Source organism: Mucilaginibacter daejeonensis, assembly GCF_020783335.1.
Lineage (GTDB): Bacteria > Bacteroidota > Bacteroidia > Sphingobacteriales > Sphingobacteriaceae > Mucilaginibacter > Mucilaginibacter daejeonensis.
In genome coordinates, this window is record NZ_CP086068.1 from 3,924,672 (window position 1) to 3,948,596 (window position 23,925).

Annotated in this window: 24 protein-coding genes; 14 read left to right on the plus strand and 10 right to left on the minus strand. The window is 49.2% G+C overall.

The features are described from left to right. Window positions 1-75: 75 nt before the first annotated feature. Both LLH06_RS16740 and LLH06_RS16745 read right to left on the minus strand, forming a co-directional pair. Window positions 76-777, minus strand: a complete 702-nt coding sequence (locus LLH06_RS16740) for a hypothetical protein (RefSeq protein WP_228170437.1) — start codon at window positions 775-777, stop codon at window positions 76-78. Window positions 778-895: 118 nt separating this feature from the next. Further along, a complete protein-coding gene (locus LLH06_RS16745; RefSeq protein ID WP_228170438.1) occupies window positions 896-2,125 on the minus strand; it encodes an NADP-dependent isocitrate dehydrogenase in 1,230 nt (409 codons plus the stop codon). Between the two features lie 163 nt (window positions 2,126-2,288). Between LLH06_RS16745 and LLH06_RS16750 the strand changes: the two genes are divergently transcribed. The 3 genes from LLH06_RS16750 (at window position 2,289) to LLH06_RS16760 (ending at window position 4,051) form a co-directional block, all read left to right on the plus strand. Continuing rightward, entirely contained in the window at window positions 2,289-2,744 is a 456-nt protein-coding gene (locus tag LLH06_RS16750; RefSeq protein WP_228170439.1) for a hypothetical protein, read from the plus strand. A 15-nt stretch (window positions 2,745-2,759) separates the two neighbouring features. Further along, window positions 2,760-3,458, plus strand: coding sequence for a hypothetical protein (locus LLH06_RS16755; RefSeq protein ID WP_228170440.1), 699 nt, complete (start codon window positions 2,760-2,762; stop codon window positions 3,456-3,458). A gap of 98 nt (window positions 3,459-3,556) precedes the next feature. Further along, window positions 3,557-4,051, plus strand: a complete 495-nt coding sequence (locus LLH06_RS16760; RefSeq protein WP_228170441.1) for a hypothetical protein — start codon at window positions 3,557-3,559, stop codon at window positions 4,049-4,051. 144 nt (window positions 4,052-4,195) lie between these two features. Here the strand turns inward: LLH06_RS16760 and LLH06_RS16765 are convergent, their stop codons facing one another. Then, window positions 4,196-6,103, minus strand: coding sequence for a DNA polymerase III subunit gamma/tau (locus tag LLH06_RS16765; RefSeq protein WP_228170442.1), 1,908 nt, complete (start codon window positions 6,101-6,103; stop codon window positions 4,196-4,198). Between the two features lie 143 nt (window positions 6,104-6,246). Between LLH06_RS16765 and LLH06_RS16770 the strand changes: the two genes are divergently transcribed. Continuing rightward, a complete protein-coding gene (locus LLH06_RS16770; protein ID WP_228170443.1) occupies window positions 6,247-6,825 on the plus strand; it encodes a Uma2 family endonuclease in 579 nt (192 codons plus the stop codon). Between the two features lie 2 nt (window positions 6,826-6,827). Here LLH06_RS16770 and LLH06_RS16775 read toward each other — a convergent pair whose 3' ends face one another. Then, window positions 6,828-7,445: a hypothetical protein gene (locus tag LLH06_RS16775; protein ID WP_228170444.1), complete on the minus strand. Its 618-nt coding sequence runs from the start codon at window positions 7,443-7,445 to the stop codon at window positions 6,828-6,830. A 174-nt stretch (window positions 7,446-7,619) separates the two neighbouring features. Between LLH06_RS16775 and rpsF the strand changes: the two genes are divergently transcribed. The 8 genes from rpsF to eno all read left to right on the plus strand — a co-directional run bounded on the left by rpsF (window position 7,620) and on the right by eno (window position 13,868). Further along, window positions 7,620-7,982, plus strand: a complete 363-nt coding sequence (gene rpsF, locus LLH06_RS16780) for a 30S ribosomal protein S6 (protein WP_228170445.1) — start codon at window positions 7,620-7,622, stop codon at window positions 7,980-7,982. A 2-nt stretch (window positions 7,983-7,984) separates the two neighbouring features. Continuing rightward, window positions 7,985-8,248, plus strand: a complete 264-nt coding sequence (gene rpsR, locus LLH06_RS16785; RefSeq protein WP_228170446.1) for a 30S ribosomal protein S18 — start codon at window positions 7,985-7,987, stop codon at window positions 8,246-8,248. A gap of 14 nt (window positions 8,249-8,262) precedes the next feature. Continuing rightward, a complete protein-coding gene (rplI, locus tag LLH06_RS16790) occupies window positions 8,263-8,706 on the plus strand; it encodes a 50S ribosomal protein L9 (RefSeq protein WP_228170447.1) in 444 nt (147 codons plus the stop codon). A 147-nt stretch (window positions 8,707-8,853) separates the two neighbouring features. Further along, window positions 8,854-9,549 (plus strand): monofunctional biosynthetic peptidoglycan transglycosylase, encoded by a 696-nt coding sequence (mtgA, locus tag LLH06_RS16795; protein ID WP_228170448.1) that lies wholly within the window; start codon window positions 8,854-8,856, stop codon window positions 9,547-9,549. 127 nt (window positions 9,550-9,676) lie between these two features. Then, window positions 9,677-10,438 (plus strand): ABC transporter ATP-binding protein, encoded by a 762-nt coding sequence (locus tag LLH06_RS16800; RefSeq protein ID WP_228170449.1) that lies wholly within the window; start codon window positions 9,677-9,679, stop codon window positions 10,436-10,438. A gap of 120 nt (window positions 10,439-10,558) precedes the next feature. Then, entirely contained in the window at window positions 10,559-11,653 is a 1,095-nt protein-coding gene (locus LLH06_RS16805) for an ABC transporter permease (RefSeq protein WP_228170450.1), read from the plus strand. A gap of 75 nt (window positions 11,654-11,728) precedes the next feature. Then, complete coding sequence (locus tag LLH06_RS16810; protein ID WP_228170451.1) at window positions 11,729-12,412, plus strand: DUF2490 domain-containing protein; 684 nt, start codon at window positions 11,729-11,731, stop codon at window positions 12,410-12,412. A gap of 160 nt (window positions 12,413-12,572) precedes the next feature. Next, entirely contained in the window at window positions 12,573-13,868 is a 1,296-nt protein-coding gene (eno, locus tag LLH06_RS16815) for a phosphopyruvate hydratase (protein WP_228170452.1), read from the plus strand. A gap of 237 nt (window positions 13,869-14,105) precedes the next feature. Here eno and LLH06_RS16820 read toward each other — a convergent pair whose 3' ends face one another. The 3 genes from LLH06_RS16820 to LLH06_RS16830 form a co-directional block, all read right to left on the minus strand. Beyond that, window positions 14,106-14,474: a response regulator gene (locus LLH06_RS16820; protein ID WP_228170453.1), complete on the minus strand. Its 369-nt coding sequence runs from the start codon at window positions 14,472-14,474 to the stop codon at window positions 14,106-14,108. A gap of 150 nt (window positions 14,475-14,624) precedes the next feature. Continuing rightward, window positions 14,625-14,915 carry a putative quinol monooxygenase gene (locus LLH06_RS16825; RefSeq protein WP_228170454.1) on the minus strand — a complete coding sequence of 97 codons (291 nt, stop codon included), beginning with the start codon at window positions 14,913-14,915 and terminating at the stop codon, window positions 14,625-14,627. 69 nt (window positions 14,916-14,984) lie between these two features. Beyond that, window positions 14,985-15,560, minus strand: coding sequence for a thymidine kinase (locus tag LLH06_RS16830; protein WP_228170455.1), 576 nt, complete (start codon window positions 15,558-15,560; stop codon window positions 14,985-14,987). Between the two features lie 49 nt (window positions 15,561-15,609). Here LLH06_RS16830 and LLH06_RS16835 point away from each other — a divergent pair, with 49 nt between their 5' ends. Continuing rightward, complete coding sequence (locus LLH06_RS16835; RefSeq protein ID WP_228170456.1) at window positions 15,610-16,986, plus strand: hypothetical protein; 1,377 nt, start codon at window positions 15,610-15,612, stop codon at window positions 16,984-16,986. A 330-nt stretch (window positions 16,987-17,316) separates the two neighbouring features. Here LLH06_RS16835 and LLH06_RS16840 read toward each other — a convergent pair whose 3' ends face one another. The 3 genes from LLH06_RS16840 to LLH06_RS16850 all read right to left on the minus strand — a co-directional run bounded on the left by LLH06_RS16840 (window position 17,317) and on the right by LLH06_RS16850 (window position 20,139). Then, a complete protein-coding gene (locus tag LLH06_RS16840) occupies window positions 17,317-18,069 on the minus strand; it encodes a LytR/AlgR family response regulator transcription factor (RefSeq protein WP_228170457.1) in 753 nt (250 codons plus the stop codon). Then, entirely contained in the window at window positions 18,066-19,109 is a 1,044-nt protein-coding gene (locus LLH06_RS16845) for a sensor histidine kinase (protein ID WP_228170458.1), read from the minus strand. Before LLH06_RS16845 ends, LLH06_RS16840 begins: the two co-directional genes overlap by 4 nt. Window positions 19,110-19,278: 169 nt before the next feature. Then, window positions 19,279-20,139 carry a LiaF transmembrane domain-containing protein gene (locus tag LLH06_RS16850; RefSeq protein WP_228170459.1) on the minus strand — a complete coding sequence of 287 codons (861 nt, stop codon included), beginning with the start codon at window positions 20,137-20,139 and terminating at the stop codon, window positions 19,279-19,281. Window positions 20,140-20,484: 345 nt separating this feature from the next. Here LLH06_RS16850 and LLH06_RS16855 point away from each other — a divergent pair, with 345 nt between their 5' ends. Continuing rightward, window positions 20,485-23,226 carry a M14 family metallopeptidase gene (locus LLH06_RS16855; protein WP_228170460.1) on the plus strand — a complete coding sequence of 914 codons (2,742 nt, stop codon included), beginning with the start codon at window positions 20,485-20,487 and terminating at the stop codon, window positions 23,224-23,226. The last annotated feature ends 699 nt before the right edge of the window (window positions 23,227-23,925 follow it).

Consider the following 23,925-nt stretch of genomic DNA (forward strand, 5'->3'; position numbering starts at 1 on the left):
TCGATTGAAATACGTGCTAAATTAAACATACCAATACAAAACCGGCAAAATAGTTTTGCAGATGTGCTAACTTGATCAGGCGATACCGAGTTGAGCGGCAGGCCTTAGCCTTGCAGGGTTCAATACCAAAGCCAGCACGGCCATGGCCAACGTATGCAAGTACACCAGATCGGGCACGCCTAACCACCTGCGGGTAGATAGCCATCCGCTATGCAATACCATGCCCAGCAGCTTGAACTCGTACAGGTACATGATCGGCATGGGCAATATGCAAAAGGCCAGCAGCACCCATACTTTGCGATCATTGGTCATGCGCTTATACAGCATTAGGATCGGTGGTAGGGTGAGTGAGGCCACGATCGCAAAGCCAAGTATCCGGCATCCCCAAGGGCCTATGTGAGGCAGCAGCAGTGCTTTCAAAACAGTGATCTCATCGCCCCCACCTATAGCAGCGGTGAACAGACGGGCGAACACCAGGTTACCCATAACTAGCACAAAGGCAAATGGCCAATAGCGGGCATCGTTCTTCCGGAATATCAAGTGACCCGTCCAGATCATGGCGTAGCTGAACACGGGGCCGGCAAGCGTGGCCAGGTAGGTATATTGAGAGTTGTTACATTGGGCTCCTGTGGTCCAAAGGTTCAGGTCGATCTGCCGGCCTGCGCAGCCGCAAACCAGCTGCACCACAAAAAGGTGAGCCATTTCGTGCAGTTGCCCGAGCACAAAAATAGACGCCATAATGGCGATGCAATAGCGTAAGGTGTAAGGTATATTCATTGTTCTTTAGGTCTGTCGGCTCTGACGCCGGTCCGGCCCAACAGGTTACACCTCAAAACATAAAGCCCCGCCTGAATGATCGGGCGGGGCTCATGCTATTATAAAAGCTTAAAGGATATTATTTACCCAGTTTAGCTTTCAGGTTCTCGTTGATCGCTTCCAGGAACTCTTCAGTGTACAAGTAATCTACACCGTGCTCAACCTTAGGCTTAATGGTGATGGCAAGGTCCTTGGTCATTTTGCCGCTTTCAACAGTTTCGATACAAACCTGCTCTAAAGTGTGGCAAAAATCGATCAGCTCCTGGTTGTTGTCCAGTTTACCACGGAACTCTAAACCACGGGTCCAGGCAAAGATCGAAGCGATCGGGTTGGTAGAGGTCGGGTTGCCTTTTTGGTGTTCCCGGTAGTGACGGGTCACGGTACCGTGTGCAGCCTCAGCTTCCATCACAGTGCCATCAGGAGTAACCAAAGTAGAGGTCATTAAACCTAATGAACCAAAACCTTGAGCTACGGTATCTGACTGTACGTCGCCGTCATAGTTCTTACAAGCCCAAACAAAGTTACCGTTCCATTTCAAGGCCGAAGCGACCATGTCATCGATCAAACGGTGCTCGTAAACGATACCTTTCTCGGCAAACTTAGCTTTGTAATCTGCTTGGTAGATCTCTTCAAAGATGTCTTTGAAACGACCGTCATATTTTTTCAGGATGGTATTCTTGGTAGACAGGTATAATGGCCAGCCTTTCATCAATGCCTGGTTAAAGCAAGCATGAGCAAAACCACGGATAGACTCGTCGGTATTGTACATAGCCAAAGCAACGCCATCGCTTTTGAAGTTGAACACCTCGAATGATTGCTCGTCGCTGCCATCTTCGGGAGTGAAGGTGATGGTCAGTTTACCTTTGCCTTTAGTAACAAAATCGGTAGCGCGGTACTGATCGCCAAAAGCATGACGACCGATGCATATAGGAGCGGTCCAGTTTGGAACTAAACGTGGTACGTTGTTCATTACAATAGGCTCGCGGAAAACGGTACCGTCCAATATGTTACGGATGGTTCCGTTAGGCGATTTCCACATTTGCTTCAGGCCGAACTCTTCAACACGGGCTTCGTCAGGAGTGATGGTAGCACATTTGATACCTACACCGTATTGTTTGATCGCGTTGGCAGCATCAATGGTCACCTGATCGTTGGTCTCATCACGATACTCGATACCAAGGTCATAGTATTTGATGTCCAGATCCAGGTAAGGCACGATCAGTTTGTCTTTGATAAATTGCCAGATGATGCGGGTCATCTCGTCGCCATCCAGTTCAACTACCGGATTTTCTACTTTAATTTTTGACATATCGGGTTTGTTGTAATTCGATTTTTAATTAAAACGCCCAAATATATCACATTATATACACTTTGGTTATCGGCAATTTAATAAATTGCACATCCAGAATACAGAGCGGCTAACAATTGACAGGTTGCAAACAAAATGTTACTTTTAGTGGCCATAATGATCGATGAAAAAGATATACGCAGTTTTAGCCCTTGTCACTATCCTGTTCGCCGCGGGCTGTAAACAAGACCCGGCCGTAGTACCCGCTAACCTCCAGAACGCCCAGCTGCTGGGCAAATGGTACCTGACCTCATTGGTGATCGATACTGATGTGGACGGTTCTGTTACCACAGCCGATGCCATTACCGATTTTACCGACCAGGACTACTTTGAATTCAAGACCGGGAATGAGGCCGTATTCTCGTCAAGCCAGTATGGCAAGCTATTTAAAGGCTACTACTCGGCCAACTCCGACGCCAGCCCGCAAACGCTCAAATTTAAAAGTGGCAGCGTGTTGATCAACTACGTTTTAGAAAGCATCGACGATACTGAATTTGTGGTGAATACCTCATCATCATCCACCACAGCTGGTTCAACCACCATTATCACCAGCCATTACACATACAGCCGCACCCGGTAACAGGCATATATTTATATGAAGAGATATTTATTTACCCTAAGCATTTGCCTGATCAGCTTTTTGGCCAAGGCGCAGTTAGGCTACAACTACGCTCAGTATGACCTTGGGGTAAGCGGGGCGCTCAATTACGCCTATACCGATGCCGAGACCATTAAAGGCACGCCTGCGGTGCACCTGCATTTCACTTACAACCATACCCCTTTCCTTAATTATATAGCCGAGGTGCAACTGGGCAAACTGGCCGGTGGCGATTCGGTGAACACCCTTTCGGGCCGTCAGTTCAAGAACAATTATTCGGCGGTATCCTTCAGGGTACAATTACAGGCCGGCGAGCTGATCAACTACGAGAACAGCATGTTCTTCAACGCACTTAAGAATATCTACGTAAGCAGCGGCATTGGAGTGATCTATAACAATATGGACGAGATACACCGCAACTCCTTATATATACCCGACTATACCTCGACCGGCCGCAACAATAGCAGCGAGGCGTTCATACCGATCAAATTAGGTTATGAGTTCAAGATCTTTAACAGCTATGATGAGCCTGCCGTAAAGCTTGACCTGGGTTACCAGCATAACCTGATACTGGGCGATCAGCTTGACGGTATCAAAGCCGGCATACACAAGGACATGTACAAGCAATTTGTGGTGACGCTCAAATTCGGCATCGGCGGTTATACCTCATACCGTAAGAGCATCAGGCCTAACTGATCCGCGTAGCCGCATCTCCCCTTCTTTCATACCATGGTCGGGCTAAAGTTTAAAACTTTGGCAGGATAAGTGCTGTTATGTTTTTAAATAACCGACCTATGAAAAACGACGAGACCTTCTACCCTGGGTTCAATGATGAGAACCTGGATAGAGACAAAAAACTGAAAGACACACTGGACGCTGAGACCGATGCTCACGACCTTAAATATAACGCCGAGAAAGATAGCTACGAGATAGAAGTAGAAAGCGACGATCCTGACTATGATCCACCTGCGCTATTCGATACTGCTGCACCTGGTGGCAGCGACTTTGATTCGAGCTATGATGAGGCCAACCCTTATGATGTGGAAGGTGAATACGATAAGGAACGCTCGATAGAGACCGATGCCGAAGGTTTAGGCATGCATATCGATAGCGGCCACATCGTTGAGCTTGACCCCGTAGATGAATCACTGGCCCGCACCCCTGAGGACGATCGCGATGACCTTGACGAAGAAGGCTATCCAAAAAATGATGCCGACCTGGCCGATGGCCTTTCAAAAGATGATAGCGACATTAGCGGTGAAGGTGAAGATAATGACTATCTGAAATAACCTCACCCCGGCCCTCTCCAGAGGAGAGGGAGACGAAAATAGATCTAAATCAAAAGGTCCTCCTTGATCGGAGGACCTTCTTGTTATTATATCATTAAGCTTTTCAATTACTTCCTCTCCTTTGGAGAGGGCTGGGGAGAGGTATTAATCCAACTCCAAATTCAGCCGCTTGCGCAACTCTAATAGTTGCGGGTTCTTGGCAGCCATATGCTGAAATTTCTCCAGAGCGGTATACGGTTTACGCACCACGGTCTGTTCGTCTATGCGCGTGTTCACCTCAATGCTGAAATTACGCAAGGTGGTGCGCAGGTGGTTCATCAACCCTGGCTTTTCTTCCCTGAAAACGTTCTCCTGCGTACGATTGCTCACGATCACCTCAAATACATAAGGTTGCAGCATCACCGGTGCGTTGGAGGTCAAAATGGTCACCAATGTGGCTTTACCATCGGCCTTTACCTTGGTCACGTGGTCCATCCAGCATTTCATGAACTCATCAGTAGTAAAGCTTTCGTTGTCGGTACCTTTTAAGTAAGGATCTTCCTCATCTTCAACGGCGGTAAGGGCGCCCATGCTGCCACCCTTTAATGATGGACTTAACGATGGCGTGGCCAGTAAAGACGTAGCCAATGGCCGAACGGGTGCTTCGGGCTTGGCAGCCTCAGGCTGAGGCGAAGCCGACGGCAAAGGTTCCGTTACGTGCCGGACCGGTTCGGGAGGTGCCGCCTTTAATGATGGCGTTGAGGATAAACTGGGTGTAGCACCAGCCGTGTAAGCAGGCTTTGGCTCATTCACCACAGGCTCGGGCACGGGAGGCGCAGCTACCGGACGCGGTGCCTCTGTAGCTGCATTCATGACCGGTTGTGCCGCAGCAGGTGCGGCTACGCCTGGATCAGAGTTTTTTTTTAAGGCCTCACCATTTGGCGACGCTTGAACCGCAGGCATACTTGCTGCTGTGAATACCGATGGCAAATGGCATATCTTGAGTAGAGCAAGCTCTACTTGTAAACGCTGATTCTTACTTAGCTTATAATTCAGTTCGCACTGGTTGGCCATGTTAAGCGCCGAGAGCAGGAACGATACCGTTGCCCGTTGCGCCTGTTGTACATATTTTTGACGGATGCCCTCGCTTACCTCCAACAGTTTCACAGTTGCAGCATCCTTGGTCACCAGCAAATTGCGCAGGTGCCCGCACAAGCCGCTAATGAAGTGGCTGCCATCGAACCCTTTAGATAGGATCTCATCAAAGATCAGCAGGGTCTTGGCCGTGTCCTCGCCGAGCAGGCTATCGGTGATATTGAAGTAGTGGTCGTAGTCGAGGATGTTCAGGTTATCGATCACCGAACGGTAAGTGACCTTACCACCCGAAAAGCTCACGATCTGATCGAACATGGACAGTGCATCGCGCAAACCACCATCTGCCTTTTGGGCAATGATGTGTAGTCCGTCGGGCTCAAAGCCAATGCTTTCTTTTTGGGCGATGGAGGCCAGGTGATCGGCCATATCCTCTACCTTAATGCGGTTAAAATCAAAGATCTGACACCGCGAAAGGATAGTAGGTAATATCTTATGTTTCTCAGTAGTGGCCAGGATGAAGATCGCATAGTTAGGCGGTTCCTCCAAAGTTTTCAGGAACGCGTTGAACGCCGCCTGCGACAGCATGTGCACCTCATCGATGATATACACCTTGAATTTGCCTGCCTGCGGGGGTATACGCACCTGCTCGATCAGGCTCCGTATATCATCTACCGAGTTGTTGGATGCAGCGTCCAACTCATGTACGTTAAAGGAAGTACCTTGCTGAAAAGCACGGCACGGATCGCACTCGCCGCAAGCCTCGCCATTGGGCTGCAGGTTGGTGCAGTTAATGGTTTTGGCCAGGATACGCGCGCATGTGGTTTTGCCCACCCCACGTGGCCCGCAGAATAAAAATGCCTGCGCCAGCTGACTGTTCTTGATCGCGTTCTTCAAAGTATTGGTCACATGTTGCTGACCTACAACGCTTTCAAAAGTTACCGGGCGGTACTTACGGGCCGAAACTATAAAATTATCCACAGCCACTAAGTTACGCAAATTTGCCGAAAGGCTAAAGGGGAAAGAACGCTTAGACGTGAGGTCAAGCGCGCAAGCTCAAATAGCTCAGCTGAACTATTTGGCGTAAAAGTTGTACTTTTACCTATATAAAGTGACCATTAATTATGCGATTCTCTGACCTTGACCTCAGCAAAAGCTACACCTACGCCGACTACTTAAAATGGCAGTTCGATGAGCGACTGGAGCTGATCAAAGGCAAGATATTCAAGATGAGTCCTGCACCGAGTGTGATCCATCAACGACTGTCAGGAAGAGTATTTCTGAAGTTAGGCAATTACCTTGCGGGTAAGGCTTGCGAAGTTTTCAATGCGCCCCTTGATGTTCGCCTAACACGAACCGTTAATGATGCACAGGTCACCACAGTGCTTCAACCTGATGTTTGCGTGATCTGCGATCCCACCAAAATTGATGCCCGCGGCGCTGTTGGCGCTCCCGACATTGTGGTGGAGATACTATCGCCGGGGAATAACAATAAAGAGTTACAGACCAAGTACGATGTGTATGAAGAGGCAGGTGTACAGGAGTACTGGATCATTCACCCGTCTGAACGCACCTTTCTTAAATACACACTTGCCAATGGATCATACGTGGCCTCACGTCTGCTTACCGGGGGCGATCAAGTGACCACTCCTATCCTGCCCGGATTTGTGCTCGACCTTGAAGAAGTATTCAAAGATCTATAGGTTCATTCGATGCCTGTGATCTCTTTCACCTTATAATAACCTTTGGCAGCCGGAACATAAACCTCCATCTCCTGCCATTTGACCTTGACCTTTTTGCCTGCGTATGTACTGGTCGCGCTCTGGAAATTCTCCGACCCATCAAATTGCCTTAGCCACAGGAATGACCTTTCCTTGCCGGCAACATCGGTTATCACAACATAATTGAAGCCTTTATTCTCGATCCGTTTGATCGTCCCCTGAGTGGTGCCGATCTCGGCACCCGGATCTTTTTCTTTCTGAGCCATTTTGGTGGCTATCTTCAGGAACGATGCACAGTTAGACTTTAAGAGGTTCTTACCAATGTCGGTACCCAGCGCCTGCATTGCTCCATCATCGCTAACATCGATCTTTCGTTCTTCGGCAACGTTCATCAACAATGCACTATATTTCGAGAATGCTTCATTAAATGCGTTCTCCGCCTGCTCTTTGGTCTTTAATGATGCCACATCCACTTTATTCATCTCCAGGCACAAACTGTCGATGAGCTTTTTTTCTAATGGTCCGGAAGTTACATTGGATTGAGCTTTTAGGAGTTGGGCGCCTGCTGAAAAGATAGCGAGCAAAAGGATGATACGCTTCATGATGATAAGTTGAGTTGCGGGAGTAAATATAGAATAAAGATGCGACAACGCCCGTTAATAAGGGAAGCGCTAAGTGTATCAACGGATTATCTATTGAACACTTGCATATATCCAGATATATTTCTACATTTGCGTCCCCGTTTTGCACGGGTAATTAATTAACAAACGTATAAAATGCAACAGTACGAAACCGTCATCATTCTAACCCCGTTGTTATCTGATGAGGCTGCTAAAGAGGCGATCGCCAAATTTAGCAAGATCCTTACCGATAACGGAGCCGAGATTGTTCAAGAGGACAATTGGGGTTTGAGAAAATTAGCGTATCCGATCCAAAAGAAATCGACCGGATACTACCACCTCACCGAATTCCGCGCTCCGGGTGAATTAATTAGCAAACTGGAGATCGAATACAAACGTGATGAGCGTGTTATGCGTTTCCTGACCATTGCTTTAGATAAAAATGCTATTGCGTACAACGAGAAAAAACGCAGCGGTGCTTTCAACAAAAAACCTAAAACAGAGGAGGCAGCAGCTTAATTATGGCAAACGAACAGATCCAATACGTTACCGCCCCTAAAGTGGACGATAACCGCAAAAAATACTGCCGCTTCAAAAAGAACGGTATCAAATACATCGATTACAAAGACGCTAACTTCCTTTTGAAGTTCGTTAACGATCAGGGTAAAGTATTACCACGTCGTTTGACCGGTACTTCATTGAAATTTCAGCGTAAAGTGTCGCAAGCCGTTAAACGTGCCCGTCACATCGGTTTATTACCATACGTTACTGACTCGTTAAAATAATAGGAGGTTACAAAATGGACATTATCTTAAAACAAGACGTTAAGAACCTCGGCGAAAAAGACGAAGTGGTTAAAGTAAAAGCTGGTTACGGCCGTAACTTCCTTATCCCTAAAGGATTTGGTATACTGGCTACTGAATCGGCCCGTAAAGTTTTAGCTGAGAACCTTAAACAAGCTCAGTTCAAACAAGACAAGATCCGCAAAGATGCTGACGAAGTTGCTGCCCGTTTAGAAGGCGTGAAACTGAGCATTGGCGCTAAAGCTGGCGAAAGCGGCAAGATCTTCGGTGCTGTGAACACCATCCAGGTGGCTGATGCTTTAAAAGCTCAAGGCTTTGAAGTTGACCGTCGTCGTATCACCTTTAACGAGGACCCTAAATTTGTTGGTGAGTACACCGCAACCCTTAACCTGCACAAAGAGGTTAAAGTACAGGTTCCTTTTGAAGTGGTAGCTGAGTAATTTGGCACACCTGTCCTCTCCCAAAGGAGAAGGAATTAGGAAATATCAACAAAGCCCTTTCCATTGGAGAGGGCTTTGTTATTTTTAGGGAAAATTTTTAGATCCCTTAAGCCCTCCCTCCCGGGGAGGGTTGGGGCGGGGCTGTTTATGATCACCAAAGGTATAGGTAAACTGATATGGCGCTTTGTAAGGCTGGCGCTGCTACTATTTTTCGGCATCAGCATTTTGTGGGTGCTGCTGCTGCGTTTTATAAACCCGCCCGTTACCTGGCTCATGATCAGCCGTGCCTTTGAGCGCAAGGCAGCCGGCAAAGAATGGAAGATCGACAAGGACTGGAAGGACTTTGACGAGATATCCATCAACATGAAAAAGGCCGCCGTTGCCGGTGAGGACCAATCCTTTCTTGAACATAATGGCTTTGATTTTAAAGCCATTGAACGCGCGATCAAAAAGAACGCGCACAGCAATAAGATCATTGGTGGCAGCACCATATCGCAGCAAACTGCAAAGAACGTTTTTTTATGGCAGGGCCGCTCGTGGCTGCGTAAAGGTTTAGAGGCCTACTTTACCATGCTGATCGAGATATTTTGGAGCAAGCAACGCATCATGGAAGTATACCTGAACGTGATCGAGATGGGTGATGGCATTTACGGCGCCGAAGCTGCCGCGCAGAACTACTTCCACAAGCCGGCCTCACAACTGACCCGGCGCGAGGCGGCGGCCATTGCGGCCATCTTCCCGAGTCCGCTTAAACGCTCGGCCACCGATCCTACACGCTTTGTAAGGCACCGCCGTTACCTGATCATGAAGAACATGCGCCGTTTAGGTCCGCTGGATTTTTAAATAAAGATCTGTAAAGCCCTCCGTCCCGGGGAAGGTTTGGGAGGGGCTGTACTACCATTCACCATCAAAAAAATACCATTCGGCTAAAAGTCCATCTTTCTGAGTGCTTGTGCTGTACATTTACAGCATGGCAAAACAACCTATCATCACAGTTACCGATCTGGTAAAGCAATACGACGGACTTACCGCCGTTAAAGGCATCAGCTTTGAGGTCCATGAAGGCGAGATCTTTGGGCTATTGGGCCCTAACGGCGCCGGCAAGACCACCACGCTCGAGATCATTGAAACGTTACGCGACAAGACCTCGGGCCGTATTTTGGTGGACGGACTGGATATTGATACCCAAGCCAGCCAGATCAAACAGCGCATCGGCGTACAGCTGCAGGCCGCAGGCTACTATCCGGGCCTCAACCTTACCGAGCTGCTTAAATTATTTGCCGGCCTTTACGGCGTAGGTATCGATCCTATACAAATGCTGGCCAAAGTGAACCTGACCGATAAAGCTAAGGCTTTGTATAAAGATCTGTCGGGCGGCCAAAAACAACGCTTCTCGATCGCCACCACGCTGATCAACAATCCACGCATCATATTTTTGGATGAGCCTACTACTGGCCTTGACCCGCAGGCCCGCCGTAACCTTTGGGAACTCATTCGCGAGATACGAACCGCCGGCACCACTGTGGTGATCACCACCCACTACATGGACGAGGCCGAAGAACTTTGCGATCGCGTTGCCTTTGTTGATGGTGGCCACATCGTTGGCATTAACACTCCTGACACCTTCATTGACCAGCTGATAGAACGCGGCTTTGAACGTAAGAAACACACCAAACTGGCCAACCTGGAAGATGTGTTCATTGACCTGACCGGCAAGGAGTGGCGGGAATAACCCCACACAACCCTCCCCGTAGGGAGGGCTTTAGAAACGAACGATCACATATAACATCCCTAAACTTAAAATACCCCCATAAAACTCCCTCTCCTTCGCAGAGGGCTGGGGAGAGGTACCATGAACTCATCATACTCTAACCTTCGCGCAACTTTGGCCATCACTAAGGCCAGTTTACGTTCCATCTTTCGCAGCCCATCGGCTGTTATATTCAGTTTGCTGTTCCCGCTCATTTTCATTGTCATATTTGCCAACCTGGGCGGCGGCGCTGTATCGGTAGATGTGGGCGTTGATAAGAACAGCGACACCATCAACCCCATCTATCAGATCCTGAAGAACTACAAGGTGATCAACCTCAAGACAGGTCTTACCGATAAGGCGCTGCAAACCAACCTGTCAAAGGGTAGCCTTGATGCCGTGATCAGTATACAAAAGAACAATGGCATGCCAACCTATGTGCTCAACGCCAAATTTTCAAGTGCCTCGCAAGAGAAGGGTAACATGTTCCGCTCGATGCTAAAAAGCCTGCTGTACCAATTTAATAATCGGGCCCAAGCCAACGCCCCGCAAGTGGCCGAGCTGAAAGAGACCACCATCACCGGCCGCGAATACAAATACATCGACTTTATACTGCCCGGCCAGTTAGGTTTCTCGTTGCTTAGCATCGGGGTTTTCGGTACCGCTTTTGTGTTCCTGAGCCTACGCCAAACGCTGGTGATCAAGCGCTTTTTTGCCACCCCGGTAAAACGCTACAGCATCGTATGTGGCGAAATGATCGCCCGTGTGCTCTTTGCCATGATGGGTTCGGTAGTGATCATTGGTGTAGGCCATTATGCCTTTGGGTTTACGCTGATCCATGGCGTGGCGACGGTGCTGAGCATGCTGCTACTGGCTTTGATCGGGCTGATCATCTTTATGGGCTTTGGTTTTATCATCTCTGGTCTGGCTAAAAATGATACCAGCATTCCTCCTTTATCTAATCTGGTCACCCTGCCACAGTTCCTGCTGTCAGGTACTTTCTTCTCTAACTCGGCGTTCCCTACCTGGCTCAGGAATGTGAGCAATGTATTGCCCCTCACCCACCTGAACAATGCCATGCGCAAGGTAGCCTTTGAGGGAGCCGCGATCACCGAGGTAGGCCACGAATTATTGATCTTATTGATATGGGGTATCGTACTATACACCATCGCCATCAAAACCTTTAAATGGGAATAATATTATATTAACAATGAATGGCTTACAAGCCTATATTTGCGCCTTTGTTAATAATTAATTAACAAAGGCGTTTTTATGTCGCTCAAACACACTCTTCTCATCTTTTGCTTAATTTTTAGCCTTACGGCAAGTGCCCAATACCAAGGCTTGGGTAGCTGGAACGTGGTCACCATTAATTTACCGGGTAGTACCGAACACCGCTGGGGAGGTTACCTGGAGGCTCAGAACCGGAACTACGGCCTGACCAGCAAATTTTACTACTATGAAGCCAAAGGCGGGGTCAGTTATAATTTAGATAAGAACAACGTGGCATTGCTGGGCATAGGCCGTTACGTTACTTATGACGAGGACGATGTGGATAATGGTCCAATGCTGGAAGAGTTCCGTTTTTGGGAGCAGTTCGTCTCTAACCAGTACCTGGGCCGCATTCGTTTTGAGCATCGTTACCGCATCGAGCAGCGCTGGTTCAACACCGGCTATCGCAACCGTTTCCGTTACCGGTTCAGCTCGATCATCCCCTTCAACAAAAAGAAGGTGGAGCCAGGCGCACTGTACAGCATTTTGTACGACGAGCTTTTCTTCAACAACAAACAGCCTCATTTTGAACGTAACCGGGTGGCCTTATTGCTGGGTTATCAGTTCAGCAAGCAATTCGCGTTCACGGCGGGGTTGCTCAACCAGTTCAATAATACCGCTACCGGCACTAACCGTAAGTACTATTTACATTTGAACGCCATATACAATATCGTACGCAAATAGAGGCGGATCGCAGGCTGCAATAGCGCCACCATGCCTATATTAAGTTATTGTAAACAAAACACTAAGTATTCATCTTTTACATTTCGAATGTCATTTTTTGCGCTTATCTTAGCGCGCAATTAACCGTACAGACCATATACTTACCAAACTAGATAGCACTATGAGCTTAATAATTGATGTACATGCCCGCCAGATACTCGACTCGCGCGGCAACCCCACAGTAGAAGTTGAAGTATTGACCGAGAACGGCGCCCTTGGCCGTGCTGCGGTTCCTTCAGGCGCTTCTACCGGTGCACACGAGGCCGTTGAACTTCGCGATAACGATAAAAGCCGTTACATGGGCAAAGGCGTATTACAAGCCGTAGCTAACGTGAACGACGTTATTGCCAAAGAACTGGTAGGTTTAGATGTATTTGAGCAAAACACTATCGACAAGATCATGATCGATCTTGACGGTACTCACAATAAAGGTAAATTAGGCGCCAACGCGATCCTGGGTGTATCACTGGCCGTTGCCAAAGCTGCCGCTCAGGAAAGCCGCCAGCCATTGTACCGTTACATTGGCGGTGTTAACGCTAATACCCTGCCTATCCCGATGATGAACATCGTGAACGGTGGTTCACACTCTGATGCGCCTATCGCGTTCCAGGAGTTCATGATCATGCCTATCGGCGCACCTTCATTCTCTGAGGCTTTGCGTTGGGGTACCGAGGTATTCCATAACCTGAAAAAGATCCTTCACGATCGTGGCCTTTCTACAGCGGTGGGTGACGAAGGTGGCTTTGCTCCTACCTTTGAAGGTACCGAAGATGGCGTTGAGACCATTTTACAAGCGATCGAGAAAGCCGGTTACAAACCAGGTGTTGATATTTACCTGGCGTTCGACTGTGCTGCCTCTGAGTTCTATGTAGATGGCAAGTACGATTACACCAAATTTGAAGGCGATAAAGGTGCTGTTCGTACCAGCGCCGAGCAGGTTGAATATTTAGCTCAACTGGCCGAGAAATACCCTATCGTATCTATCGAGGATGGTATGGCCGAGGACGATTGGGATGGCTGGAAATTACTGACCGACCGCATTGGCGACAAGGTGCAGTTAGTAGGCGATGACCTGTTCGTGACCAACGTTACCCGTTTACAACAAGGTATCGATACCGGCGTAGGTAACTCTATACTGGTAAAGGTTAACCAGATCGGTTCATTGACCGAGACCATCAACGCGGTATCATTAGCTCAAAGCAACTCTTACACTTCAGTAATGAGCCACCGCTCAGGAGAGACCGAAGATGCTACCATTGCCGACCTTGCTGTTGCCCTTAACTGCGGCCAGATCAAGACCGGTTCTGCATCACGTTCAGACAGGATCGCAAAATACAACCAGTTACTGCGTATCGAAGAAGAATTAGGCGCTAACGCTAAATTCATCGGTAAGAACTTTAAATACGCTAAAAAATAGTGAGCAGAGAATGGTGAGTGGTGAATAGTTGAATGGTTCACTATAAGCCTTCTTAAAATAAAAAGGCCATCCTAAGCGGATGGCCTTTTTTGTTGTGCTATCGTTTGTCCAAGCTTTTCCACATGATATTACCAACCTACTATCAAGCTCTAAGGTTGTGCTTCAAGATTAAAAATGTTGAATAACCAAGAAAGGCCGCATTAAGCGGCCTTTTCTGTTTATCAATTACCGAACTATTCATGCAATATGTTTATGCACGATGGCGAACAGGTCGGTCAGTTCAAATGGTTTTTTCAGGTAACCATCGGCCAGGCCCGCCTCGCTTACTTCTTTGATGTTACTCACCGCCGATACGATGATCACCGGTATATGGCTCGTGGCCGGGTTGGTCTTCAATTCTTTACTGATCTGCTGGCCATTGGCATCGCTTTTCCAGTCGGTAAGCCAGTTATCCAACAAAATAAGGTCGGGGGCTATCTCGCTAACGTTCTTCAGGATCTTCGCGCTTTCCGATTCGATCACCTCGAAGCCGTCCTCCTTTAACGCCAGTACGATGGTATCCCTTATATCTTTATCATCCTCAATGAGTAGAACTTTCTTAGCCATGGTGTTTTATCAATTAAGCATCTTCAATTAAGCATCGCCCCTCAGGCGACGGCGCTTTTATACGAGTTGTAACAAACAGCACCCCATATATTGTTTTGATCCAACAAAGGTAACTTTAAATAAGTGCATGGCTAAGTTCACCGTTATGCCTCACACCAGGTGGCTAACATAATGAAACTCCAAGGGCTGCTCCAGCAACACCGGTACCACCCGCATAAAATGCTTGTAGTGTGCCGTCGACTGATGCGCCTCGAAGGCTTCTGCATCGCGCCATTCGTCAAGTAATACGTATTTATAGGGCTTATCCTGGTATTGGAATATCTCGTATTTGATGTAGCCCTCATCGGAGGCGGAGGCCTCTACCAGCTTTTTCAATTCCAATTCAAACGCTTCTTCTGCATCGGCATGGCAATGCAGTATAGCTATCGATCTAACGCTCATAACTTGGTCATCATATAGGTGATAAGATAACCAATGGTCAATATCTTCTGTTTGCTTGGGGCGAGCCGATCAGGACGAAAAAAAGCAGGTGCGGCAACGGGGTTCGTAGCTTTCCTTTTCGCCCAGCAGTACACGGCCTTCATCAGGCACCAGGCGATATGAGTACAGGGCGGGGCTGCCACAGCACACGCATACCGCGTGCACTTTGGTCACCGATTCGGCCATGGCCATAATAGCGGGCATAGGTCCGAAAGGTACACCTTTAAAATCCATGTCCAGCCCGGCCACGATCACGCGCACGCCGCGGTTGGCCAGGGCATTACATACGTTGGGCAGCTCATCGTCAAAAAATTGCGCTTCATCGATACCTACCACTTCAACGTTGGCACCTAACAGCAGGATGGCCGATGAACTTTCGACAGGAGTGCAGGGAATGCTGTTCTGGTCGTGTGATACCACCGCCTCTTCGGCGTAACGGGTATCAGTTTTGGGCTTGAAGATCTCGACGTTCAAACGCGCGATCTGGGCACGGCGCAACCTGCGGATCAGCTCCTCGGTCTTGCCCGAGAACATGGATCCGCAAACCACTTCTACACTACCACCATGCTCACTTCGCCTCTTAAAAACGTCCTCACTAAACAACATTCCAAAACTTTTACAGCCGGCTAATATCAGAATTATATCTTACTTTTGAATGCGTACATTTTCAACATCGGCACCCATGAAACAGCAGGAGATACTCAAAAAGATAGGTTTTATACTTAAAGAACTCAACGAACAGTACGACTATCTGTTGACCCAGGAAGGCCACATCAACGACCTTGAATTGGAGCTTTTTGCTGCCAACGCCCGCTTTTTGGGCGACCATAATGACATATTGCGCAAGGTGAATACCCAGGCCCTGAACCTTAGGCCGGCCCTGCCTGAGCATGACCAAAACGCTGCCCCGGTTAATGCTTTTGATACCACCAACACTGTGGTACAAGAACCGGTGATCCTTGATCAGCATTTTGACACACATGCCCCTGTTGATACTTATACCGAACCTCAGCAAGTGATCCACTTGCCTGAGACCACCGAAAGTGCCCCCGAACACACCGAACCTGCTTTGGCCTACCAGGAACCACAGCCCGTTGCTGAAGAACCTACCGTAACCATTGAAGAGTACGAGCACGAAGCCGAACCGGTAGAAGAAAAAAGCTTTGACACACCTGCCGCCTCTGTTGAGCCCGAACATCAGGCGACACAGGACCATGTGTTCCACAAGACGGTAGACATTAATACCCCGCCACCTCCGGCCTACGCTGATACGCACATAGAGGAGGCCCGCGAGAGTAATGACCATTACGACTTTATACGCCACGAGCCGCAGGTGAGTAACGAGCAGCACGAGTTCTCGATCAGTAGCCACTCGGCCGAAGAAGAACGCCCGCCACACGTTGACCTCACCACCGACGAACCGCAACCGATCGATGCCAACGAATACGCGGAACCCGTGAACATCGCGCCGGTTGAGCCGGAACCTGTTGCTCCTGCTCAGGAAGAACGCTCTTTATTTGATCATCCAGCTGAACCTCAAATAACAGTTCCGATAGAAGAAGAACGCCCTGCTTATAACTTCGAGGCTCAAGAGCCGGTAAAGGAAGAGGCTCCTGCCGCTCCGGAACCTTACACCGCCCCTGTTCATGAAGCGCCTAAGGCCACCGAGCCAGAAAAGCCATTGACGCTGCATGAGCGACTGGCCGCCCAATTACGTGGCGACAAACCTGCCGAAGCACCTTTAGCCCAACCTATCACCAGCGCTTACGCCGCACCGCAACATCAACCGCAAACGGCCATTACCGATATCAAATCGGCTATTAATATGAATGATAAGATGCTGTTCGTGAAGGACCTGTTCAATGGCTACAGCCTGGCCTACAGCGAAGCGATCGAGCTGCTCAACCGCTGCAAGACCATGGAAGAGGCCGACCAGTTCCTGAAAGCCAACTACGTGACCAAGAACCGCTGGACCGAAAGACCGGACACGGTAGATAAGTTCTACGCAGTGCTGAGAAGAAGATTTCAGTAATTAATTTATTGTTTGATCGGTCATGCTGAACTTGTTTCAGCATCACACTTGCAAGGTGGTTAGCCTGTCCTGAGAGATGCCGATATGCATCGGCATGACGGGGGTGAGTATGTAAAACAAATAACCCGTCATGCTGAACTTGTTTCAGCATCACACTTGCAAGGTGGCCGACCTGTCCTGAGAGATGCCGATATTCATCGGCATGATGGGGGTGAGTATGTAAAACAACTAACTTGTCATGCTGAACTTGTTTCAGTATCTCACATGCAAGGTAACTACATATACTGAGAGATGCTGATATGCATCGGCATGACCGTAAGCATTCGCCCTCTAAATCCCCAACACCTGCTTCAATTTTGCGTATCCTGTTTTACTGACCGGGATGCGGGCCCCTGATCTGAGGATGGCGATGTGGGTATCTTTTTCGTAAGGGTCTATACGGGTGATCTGGGATAGGCTCACCATATACGAACGGTGCACGCGGGCAAATTGCCGTGGGTCAAGCGTGCGTTCGAAGAAGCTAAGGGTCTTATTCTTTAAAAAGGAGCCTTCAGGGGTGATGATGCTCACGTAATCATCATCGGCGGCCAGGTATTCTACATCATGCACCGGAATGATCTTCACTTTGGCGCCGGTCTTCACCACGATGCGCTCATGTTGCGCGGGTGACTGGGCGGCGGTCTCTAACAGTTCCTCGGTAGGTTTGCTTACGGGAGCCGGGCTGGTCACGGCTTGACCGAGATACTTTTCGATGGCCTTGTTAAAGCGCTCACGACTGAACGGCTTTAGCAGATAATCCACCGCATGCGCCTCAAAGGCCTTGATGGCATACTCGTCAAAAGCAGTGGTAAAGATCACCTGCGGAGGTTGCTCTACCAGTTCGAGCATCTCGAAACCGTTGATCTTAGGCATTTGCACGTCCAAAAAGATAAGGTCGGGCTGGTGCTGCATAATAGCCTTGATACCTTCAAAGCCATCACCGCATTCCTGCAATACCTCTATCTCGTTCTTATATTGTTGTAAATATTCGAGCACCACCATGCGGGCCAATGGCTCATCGTCTATCACCAGTACCCGTTTCATGCTGCCTGTGGTATTTTGATCATGATGGTAAATATATCATCATTCGTGTAAGTTTCAACCAGATCATTACGGGCATACAGCAAATAAAGCCTGCGTTTGATCCCACTCAAGCCAAAACCTGTGCCCTGGCGGGGTCGGGCGGTTTGCGGGTCAAAGGGGTTTTGAACCATCACGGCAAGGTAGTTATCCTCTATCTCGGCCCGTATGCTGATGGTCACCTCGCCGGTGGTATCATACAAACCAAATTTGATGGCGTTCTCCACTAAGGGTTGTAACAACAGCGGCGGCAGCATGGCCTTCCGGCAACGGTCATCACAACTCACCTCCGTAAGCAGGCGGTGGCCAAAGCGTACCTTTTCAATATCGAGGTAAAGGTTGAGGTGAGCAAGCTCTTCGTTAAAGGTCACATGTTGCTGGTCGTCCTTTTTTAAAGTGCCGCGCAAAAAGTCAGATAGTTGATGGATCATCTTGCGGGCCTCGTCGGGCTTGAAACCGATCAGCGCGTTGATAGAGTTGAGGCTGTTGAACAAAAAGTGAGGCTGAAGTTGCTGGCGCAGGTTGTACAACTCTGCATCGCGTGAAAGTTTCTCGGCTTCGGACTTACGCTTTTCATTATCCTTTTGATCTTGCTGTACATACCAGATCAGGCTGATCATGGCCATCCATCCAATGGCTAAAAAGCTGGTAAAAAAACGAAGCATGAGCGACTGTTTCAGGAAAATATCATATGTGTCGCCCATGCTGAACATTGGCATCAGCCACCGTACCGCCACGGTGCAAACCGCTGCCAATGCTACACACCAGATCACCAGGTTAATGTAACTGCCCTTGCCGGGTTGGTAGTAGCGCAGGTTATTATCGATAAGCCAGCAGGCGGCCGCCAAGGGCAGCACGCTCACGCCGCTATCGATCACGGCCACGTACCAGTCAAAACCAAAGCTATGCACCACGTAGGTTTGCAAAGCTGCCCAGGCCAGGCCGCCTATGGACAGTGCGAGTCCTAATTTACCGTAAAGAGTGGTAGTTGGGTTGGCGGTCATTGCTTAAGGGTCAGTTCAGTTAGTGATGTACAGGTGTTAAAGGTTCGGTTGAAAGTAAGATGGATCGGCTACCCGACAGGTCCGCCCAGGGCGCCTATGATGAGTTGCAGGATCGTGTAGATGCTTAAAATGATGAGATACCAGTTCATGACTTTAAATATGATGAAGGTTAAAAACTACGAACGTCTACCCCGGCGAAAATGGAAACTCCTTTGATCACCAGTAATTTATCAGGGTTGATGGCACTTTGCGGGCCAAACTTGCCGAAGCGTTTATCATCAACACTGGCAAATACAGCGGCCATATCTGAAGTGACCGACCAGTGCGGCGGCACGACCAGTTTGATCCCGCCGAACAGTTGAGTGACCTCGATCACCACCGTGCCGTGTATATCGGCCTGGCTCAGGTCTATCTCGGCACCGCCGAAGATGTTCACGATCTGGCCGCCGCGGAAGTTCTTAGACAATACAGCCTTTTTGATACCACCGAACACGGATACCGTATCGATCACGTCGTCGGCCGAGTAGCCGGTGCGGGTGTTCTGGTAAGCGCCGTATGAGCTGTCCTCAGTTTTTTTTTCGGGCTCGGGGTCGTTGGCGTCACGTACTACGTAATCCACTACCGGTACGTCTTGGGTAGTATTGGTGAAGTCGGGTTGGCTTTTCCAGTCGGTATTACCCCAGCGGTTGTTCTGGTGGCTGCGTTTAACGATCAGCCATATACCTACTGCGATCACCACGATCGGCAAGCTCAGGTGACTGATATCGATCCAGGGCGATATACGACCCGACAAAAAGATCACACCGATCAGGATGGCGATCAGCGCGCCGGGCTTTTTAAAGTTGTGCTTGGCTCCGCTGAACAGGCCGATCACGATCAGCAGCATAGGCCAGCTGAACAACCAGTGCGGAATAAAGAAGAAGTGGAACTGGCGCAGCAACAATGCACAGCCAACTACCAGCAGCACCAGGCCAGCAATGGCTTTACCGTTATTTTGTGGTTGGTTAGGATATATGGGTTCGGTGTTCATGACGATCAGATTCTATGTTCCAAAAGTACGATAGCGATCGCCTGTAGTAAATAGCAAAGTGGTGGCCGGGGCCACAACCTCGGTGAACGGCCATTTTTTGTCGGTGAAATTTCTGGCCGCTGTAACATTATCGGTGAACGCGGTGTCTTATCCGTATCCTAAACTTAATATGACACCCCTGGCCTCACAAAAGAGGCTTGACATAGGAGCATATACTCAACAACAAAAGGCCATTGCTGATCAAGCAAATGGCCTTTATTGTGTATTACATCGCCTCAAAAAAGTTACAACCTATAAAAGGTAGTTTATCATAACTTAGGAAAGTCAAACTTAACTAACTCCCGAATGAAAGTAAACTTACTCAGCACCTTAGCGGTATCGTTGTGGTTAGCCACCACGATACAGGTACAGGCTCAGAGCGTCCCCACCCCCAAACAACATTTTGGTTTCAACATAGGCGACGACTACAACCTGGCCAACTACACCCAAACCGAGGCTTATTTTAAAAAGCTGGCCGCATCGCCCCGTACCAAGTATGTTGATATAGGCCTAACCGAAGAAGGCAGGCACCAGCTAATGCTCATCGTGTCATCGCCTGAGAACATCAAGAACCTCGAAAAATATAAAGAGATATCGCGCAAGCTGGCCCGTGCTGAGGACCTTACCGAGGCCGATGCCAAAAAGCTGGCCAATGACGGCAAGGCCATCGTTTGGATAGATGGAGGCCTGCATGCCACCGAGACCGTAGGTACACACCAGCTGATCGAGACGGCCTACAACCTGGTAAGCCGCACTGATGCCGAGACCATGCGCATCCTCGATAACTGTATCATCCTGATGGTGCATGCCAACCCCGACGGGCAGGAACTGGTATCCAACTGGTATATGAGCCAAAAGGATCCGGCCAAACGCAACATGAACATTCCGCGCCTGTATGAAAAATACATCGGCCATGATAACAACCGCGATTTTTACATGATGAACATGAAGGAATCGCAGAACATCACTCGCGTACAGTTCCTGGAGTGGTTCCCGCAGATCGTGTATAACCACCACCAAACTGGTCCTGCCGGATCGGTAGTGGCCGGCCCGCCGTACCGCGACCCGTTCAACTACGTGTACGACCCGCTTTTGGTGACCAGTATAGATGCGCTGGGCGCCGCCATGAGCAGCCGCCTCAATGCCGAGAACAAGCCCGGTTACACCGAGCGTAACGGCACCCAGTTCTCTACTTGGTGGAACGGTGGTTTACGCACTACCACTTATTTCCACAACATGGTGGGTTTACTTACCGAGATCATTGGCAGCCCTACCCCGGCCACGGTGCCGCTGGTGCCTGAACGGTTGATCCCGAGCAGTAACACGCCTTACCCGGTAACGCCGCAGCCATGGCACTACAAACAGTCTATAGATTATTCACTATCGCTCAACTATGCGGTATTGGGCTATGCCGCCCGCCAGCGCGATATCATGTTATATAACATGTACGTGATGGGCCAAAACTCGATCAAAAAAGGCCGTACCGATACCTGGGGCTTATCGCCTAAAAAGGCCGACTCGATCACCGCAGCTTACCGTAAAGACAGCCCTGCACCTGCAGCTGGCGGCCGTGGTTTTGGTTTTAATGGTGTACCTACCAAGTATTATGATCAGGTGTTGAAAGACCCGACCCTGCGCGACCCACGTGGCTATATCATCCCTGCCGATCAGGCCGACTTCCCTACCGCTGTTAAATTCATCAATACCTTAGTGCGCAGTGGCCTGATCGTTCACAAGGCATCATCAGCCTTTAAGGTAAATGGTGTGAGCTATCCGGCAGGATCATACGTGGTGAAGACCGATCAGGCCTTTCGTCCGCATGTGTTGGATATGTTCGAACCACAGGATCACCCTAATGATTTTCAATACCCGGGAGGCCCCCCTATCCGCCCTTATGATAATGCTGGCTGGACACTGGCCTTCCAAATGGGTATCAAGTTCGATCGTATACAGGACGCCTTTGATGGTCCGTTCAAACGTATACCTTATGGCCAATTACAAACCCCGCCGCTTGCCGCCGTACCTGCTGCTGCTAAGGCCGGTTACTTGTTAGATACCCGCAGCAACAACGCTTACATTGCCGTTAATGACCTGTTAAAGGCCGGCGTTGAAGTGTACCGCGCACCACAAGGTGCCGATGGTCTGCCTGCCGGAACATTCTTCGTTCCATCAAGTACTACTGCACAAGCTGCACTGGCTAAAGAGGCTAACCTGGGCGTGAAAGCCATCGCTACCGCGAAAAAGCCTAAGGGCGCGGTGAAGATCCAGGCCTTACGCATTGGTTTGTGGGATCAGTACGGTGGCTCTATCCCATCAGGATGGTTGCGCTGGTTGTTCGAGCAAACGCACTTCAACTTTGAGCGTGTGTACCCGCAAGAGATAGATGGTGGCAACTTGAAAAGCAAATACGATGTATTGGTATTTGTGGGTGGTGCTATACCAAGTACTACTGGTGGTCGTGGCGGCTTTGAAGGCCGAGGCGGTTCTGCCGAGGACCTGCCGGCTGAGTACAAAGCCATGACCGGCCGCATCACTGCCGACAAGTCGATACCGCAATTGAAGGCCTTTTTGGAGGCTGGAGGTAGCATCGTGACCATAGGCAGCAGTGCCAACCTGGCCTACCAACTTAAATTACCGGTAAAGAACGCCCTCACCGAGACCGTGAAAGGAGAAGAAAGACCACTTTCTGGCGATAAGTTCTACATTCCGGGCAGCGTATTACAAGTGACCTATGACACCACCCAACCGGCCACCTGGGGTATGCCAGCCACCGGCGATGTGATGTTCGATAGCAGTCCGGCGTTCAAACTAGACCCTAACGCCAACGCGCAAGGCATCAAAGCACTGGCCACTTATACCACTGCCACTCCGTTACGCAGCGGCTGGGCCTGGGGACAAAAATACCTGCAAGGCTCCATGGCCGCCTTCGTGGCACCATACGGCTCAGGCAAACTGTACGTGTTCGGCCCCGAGATCAGCTTCCGCGCCCAATCGCACGGCACATTCAAGCTGTTATTTAACGAACTGTACGGCACCGCCGGTAAGTAAATATTATTAGAATGACAAAGGGCCGCGATGAGCGGCCCTTTTTGTTTAGGTAGGTCTTTGATCATGCCGATGCTTATGGGCGTGGTTGTCCCTTAAAAATACTTGTCATGCTGAACGTAGTGATGTATCCTATACACCAGGACCGATCGCACGCATAGGATGTTTCGCATGCGCTCAACATGACAGATGCTTATGTGTGTGTGTGTGTGTTCTCCACATCCATACCCACCTCGTTATGCCGATGAATATCGGCATCCCTCAGGACTGGCTGATCACTTAGCATGTGAGATGCTGAAACAAGTTTAGTATGACCGGTGCGGATGAATGGATGATCATTATAATAAACTTGTCATGCTGAACGTAGTGAAGCATCCTATGAACTATGACCGGTCGAACGTATAAGATGTTTCGCATGCGCTCAACACGACAGGTGTGTGTTCGGCGGAAATCTATTTATCCCACCCCGTCATGCCGATGAATATCGGCATCTCTCAGAACAGGCTGATCACTTAGCATGTGGGATACTGAAACAAGTTCAGCATGACCGGCGCGGATGAATGGATGATCATTATAATAAACTTGTCATGCTGAACGTAGTGAAGCATCCTATAGATACGACCGGTGGCACGTATAAGATGTTTCGCATGCGCTCAACATGACAGGTGTGTGTGTGTGTGTGTGTGTGTGTGCTCGACGGAA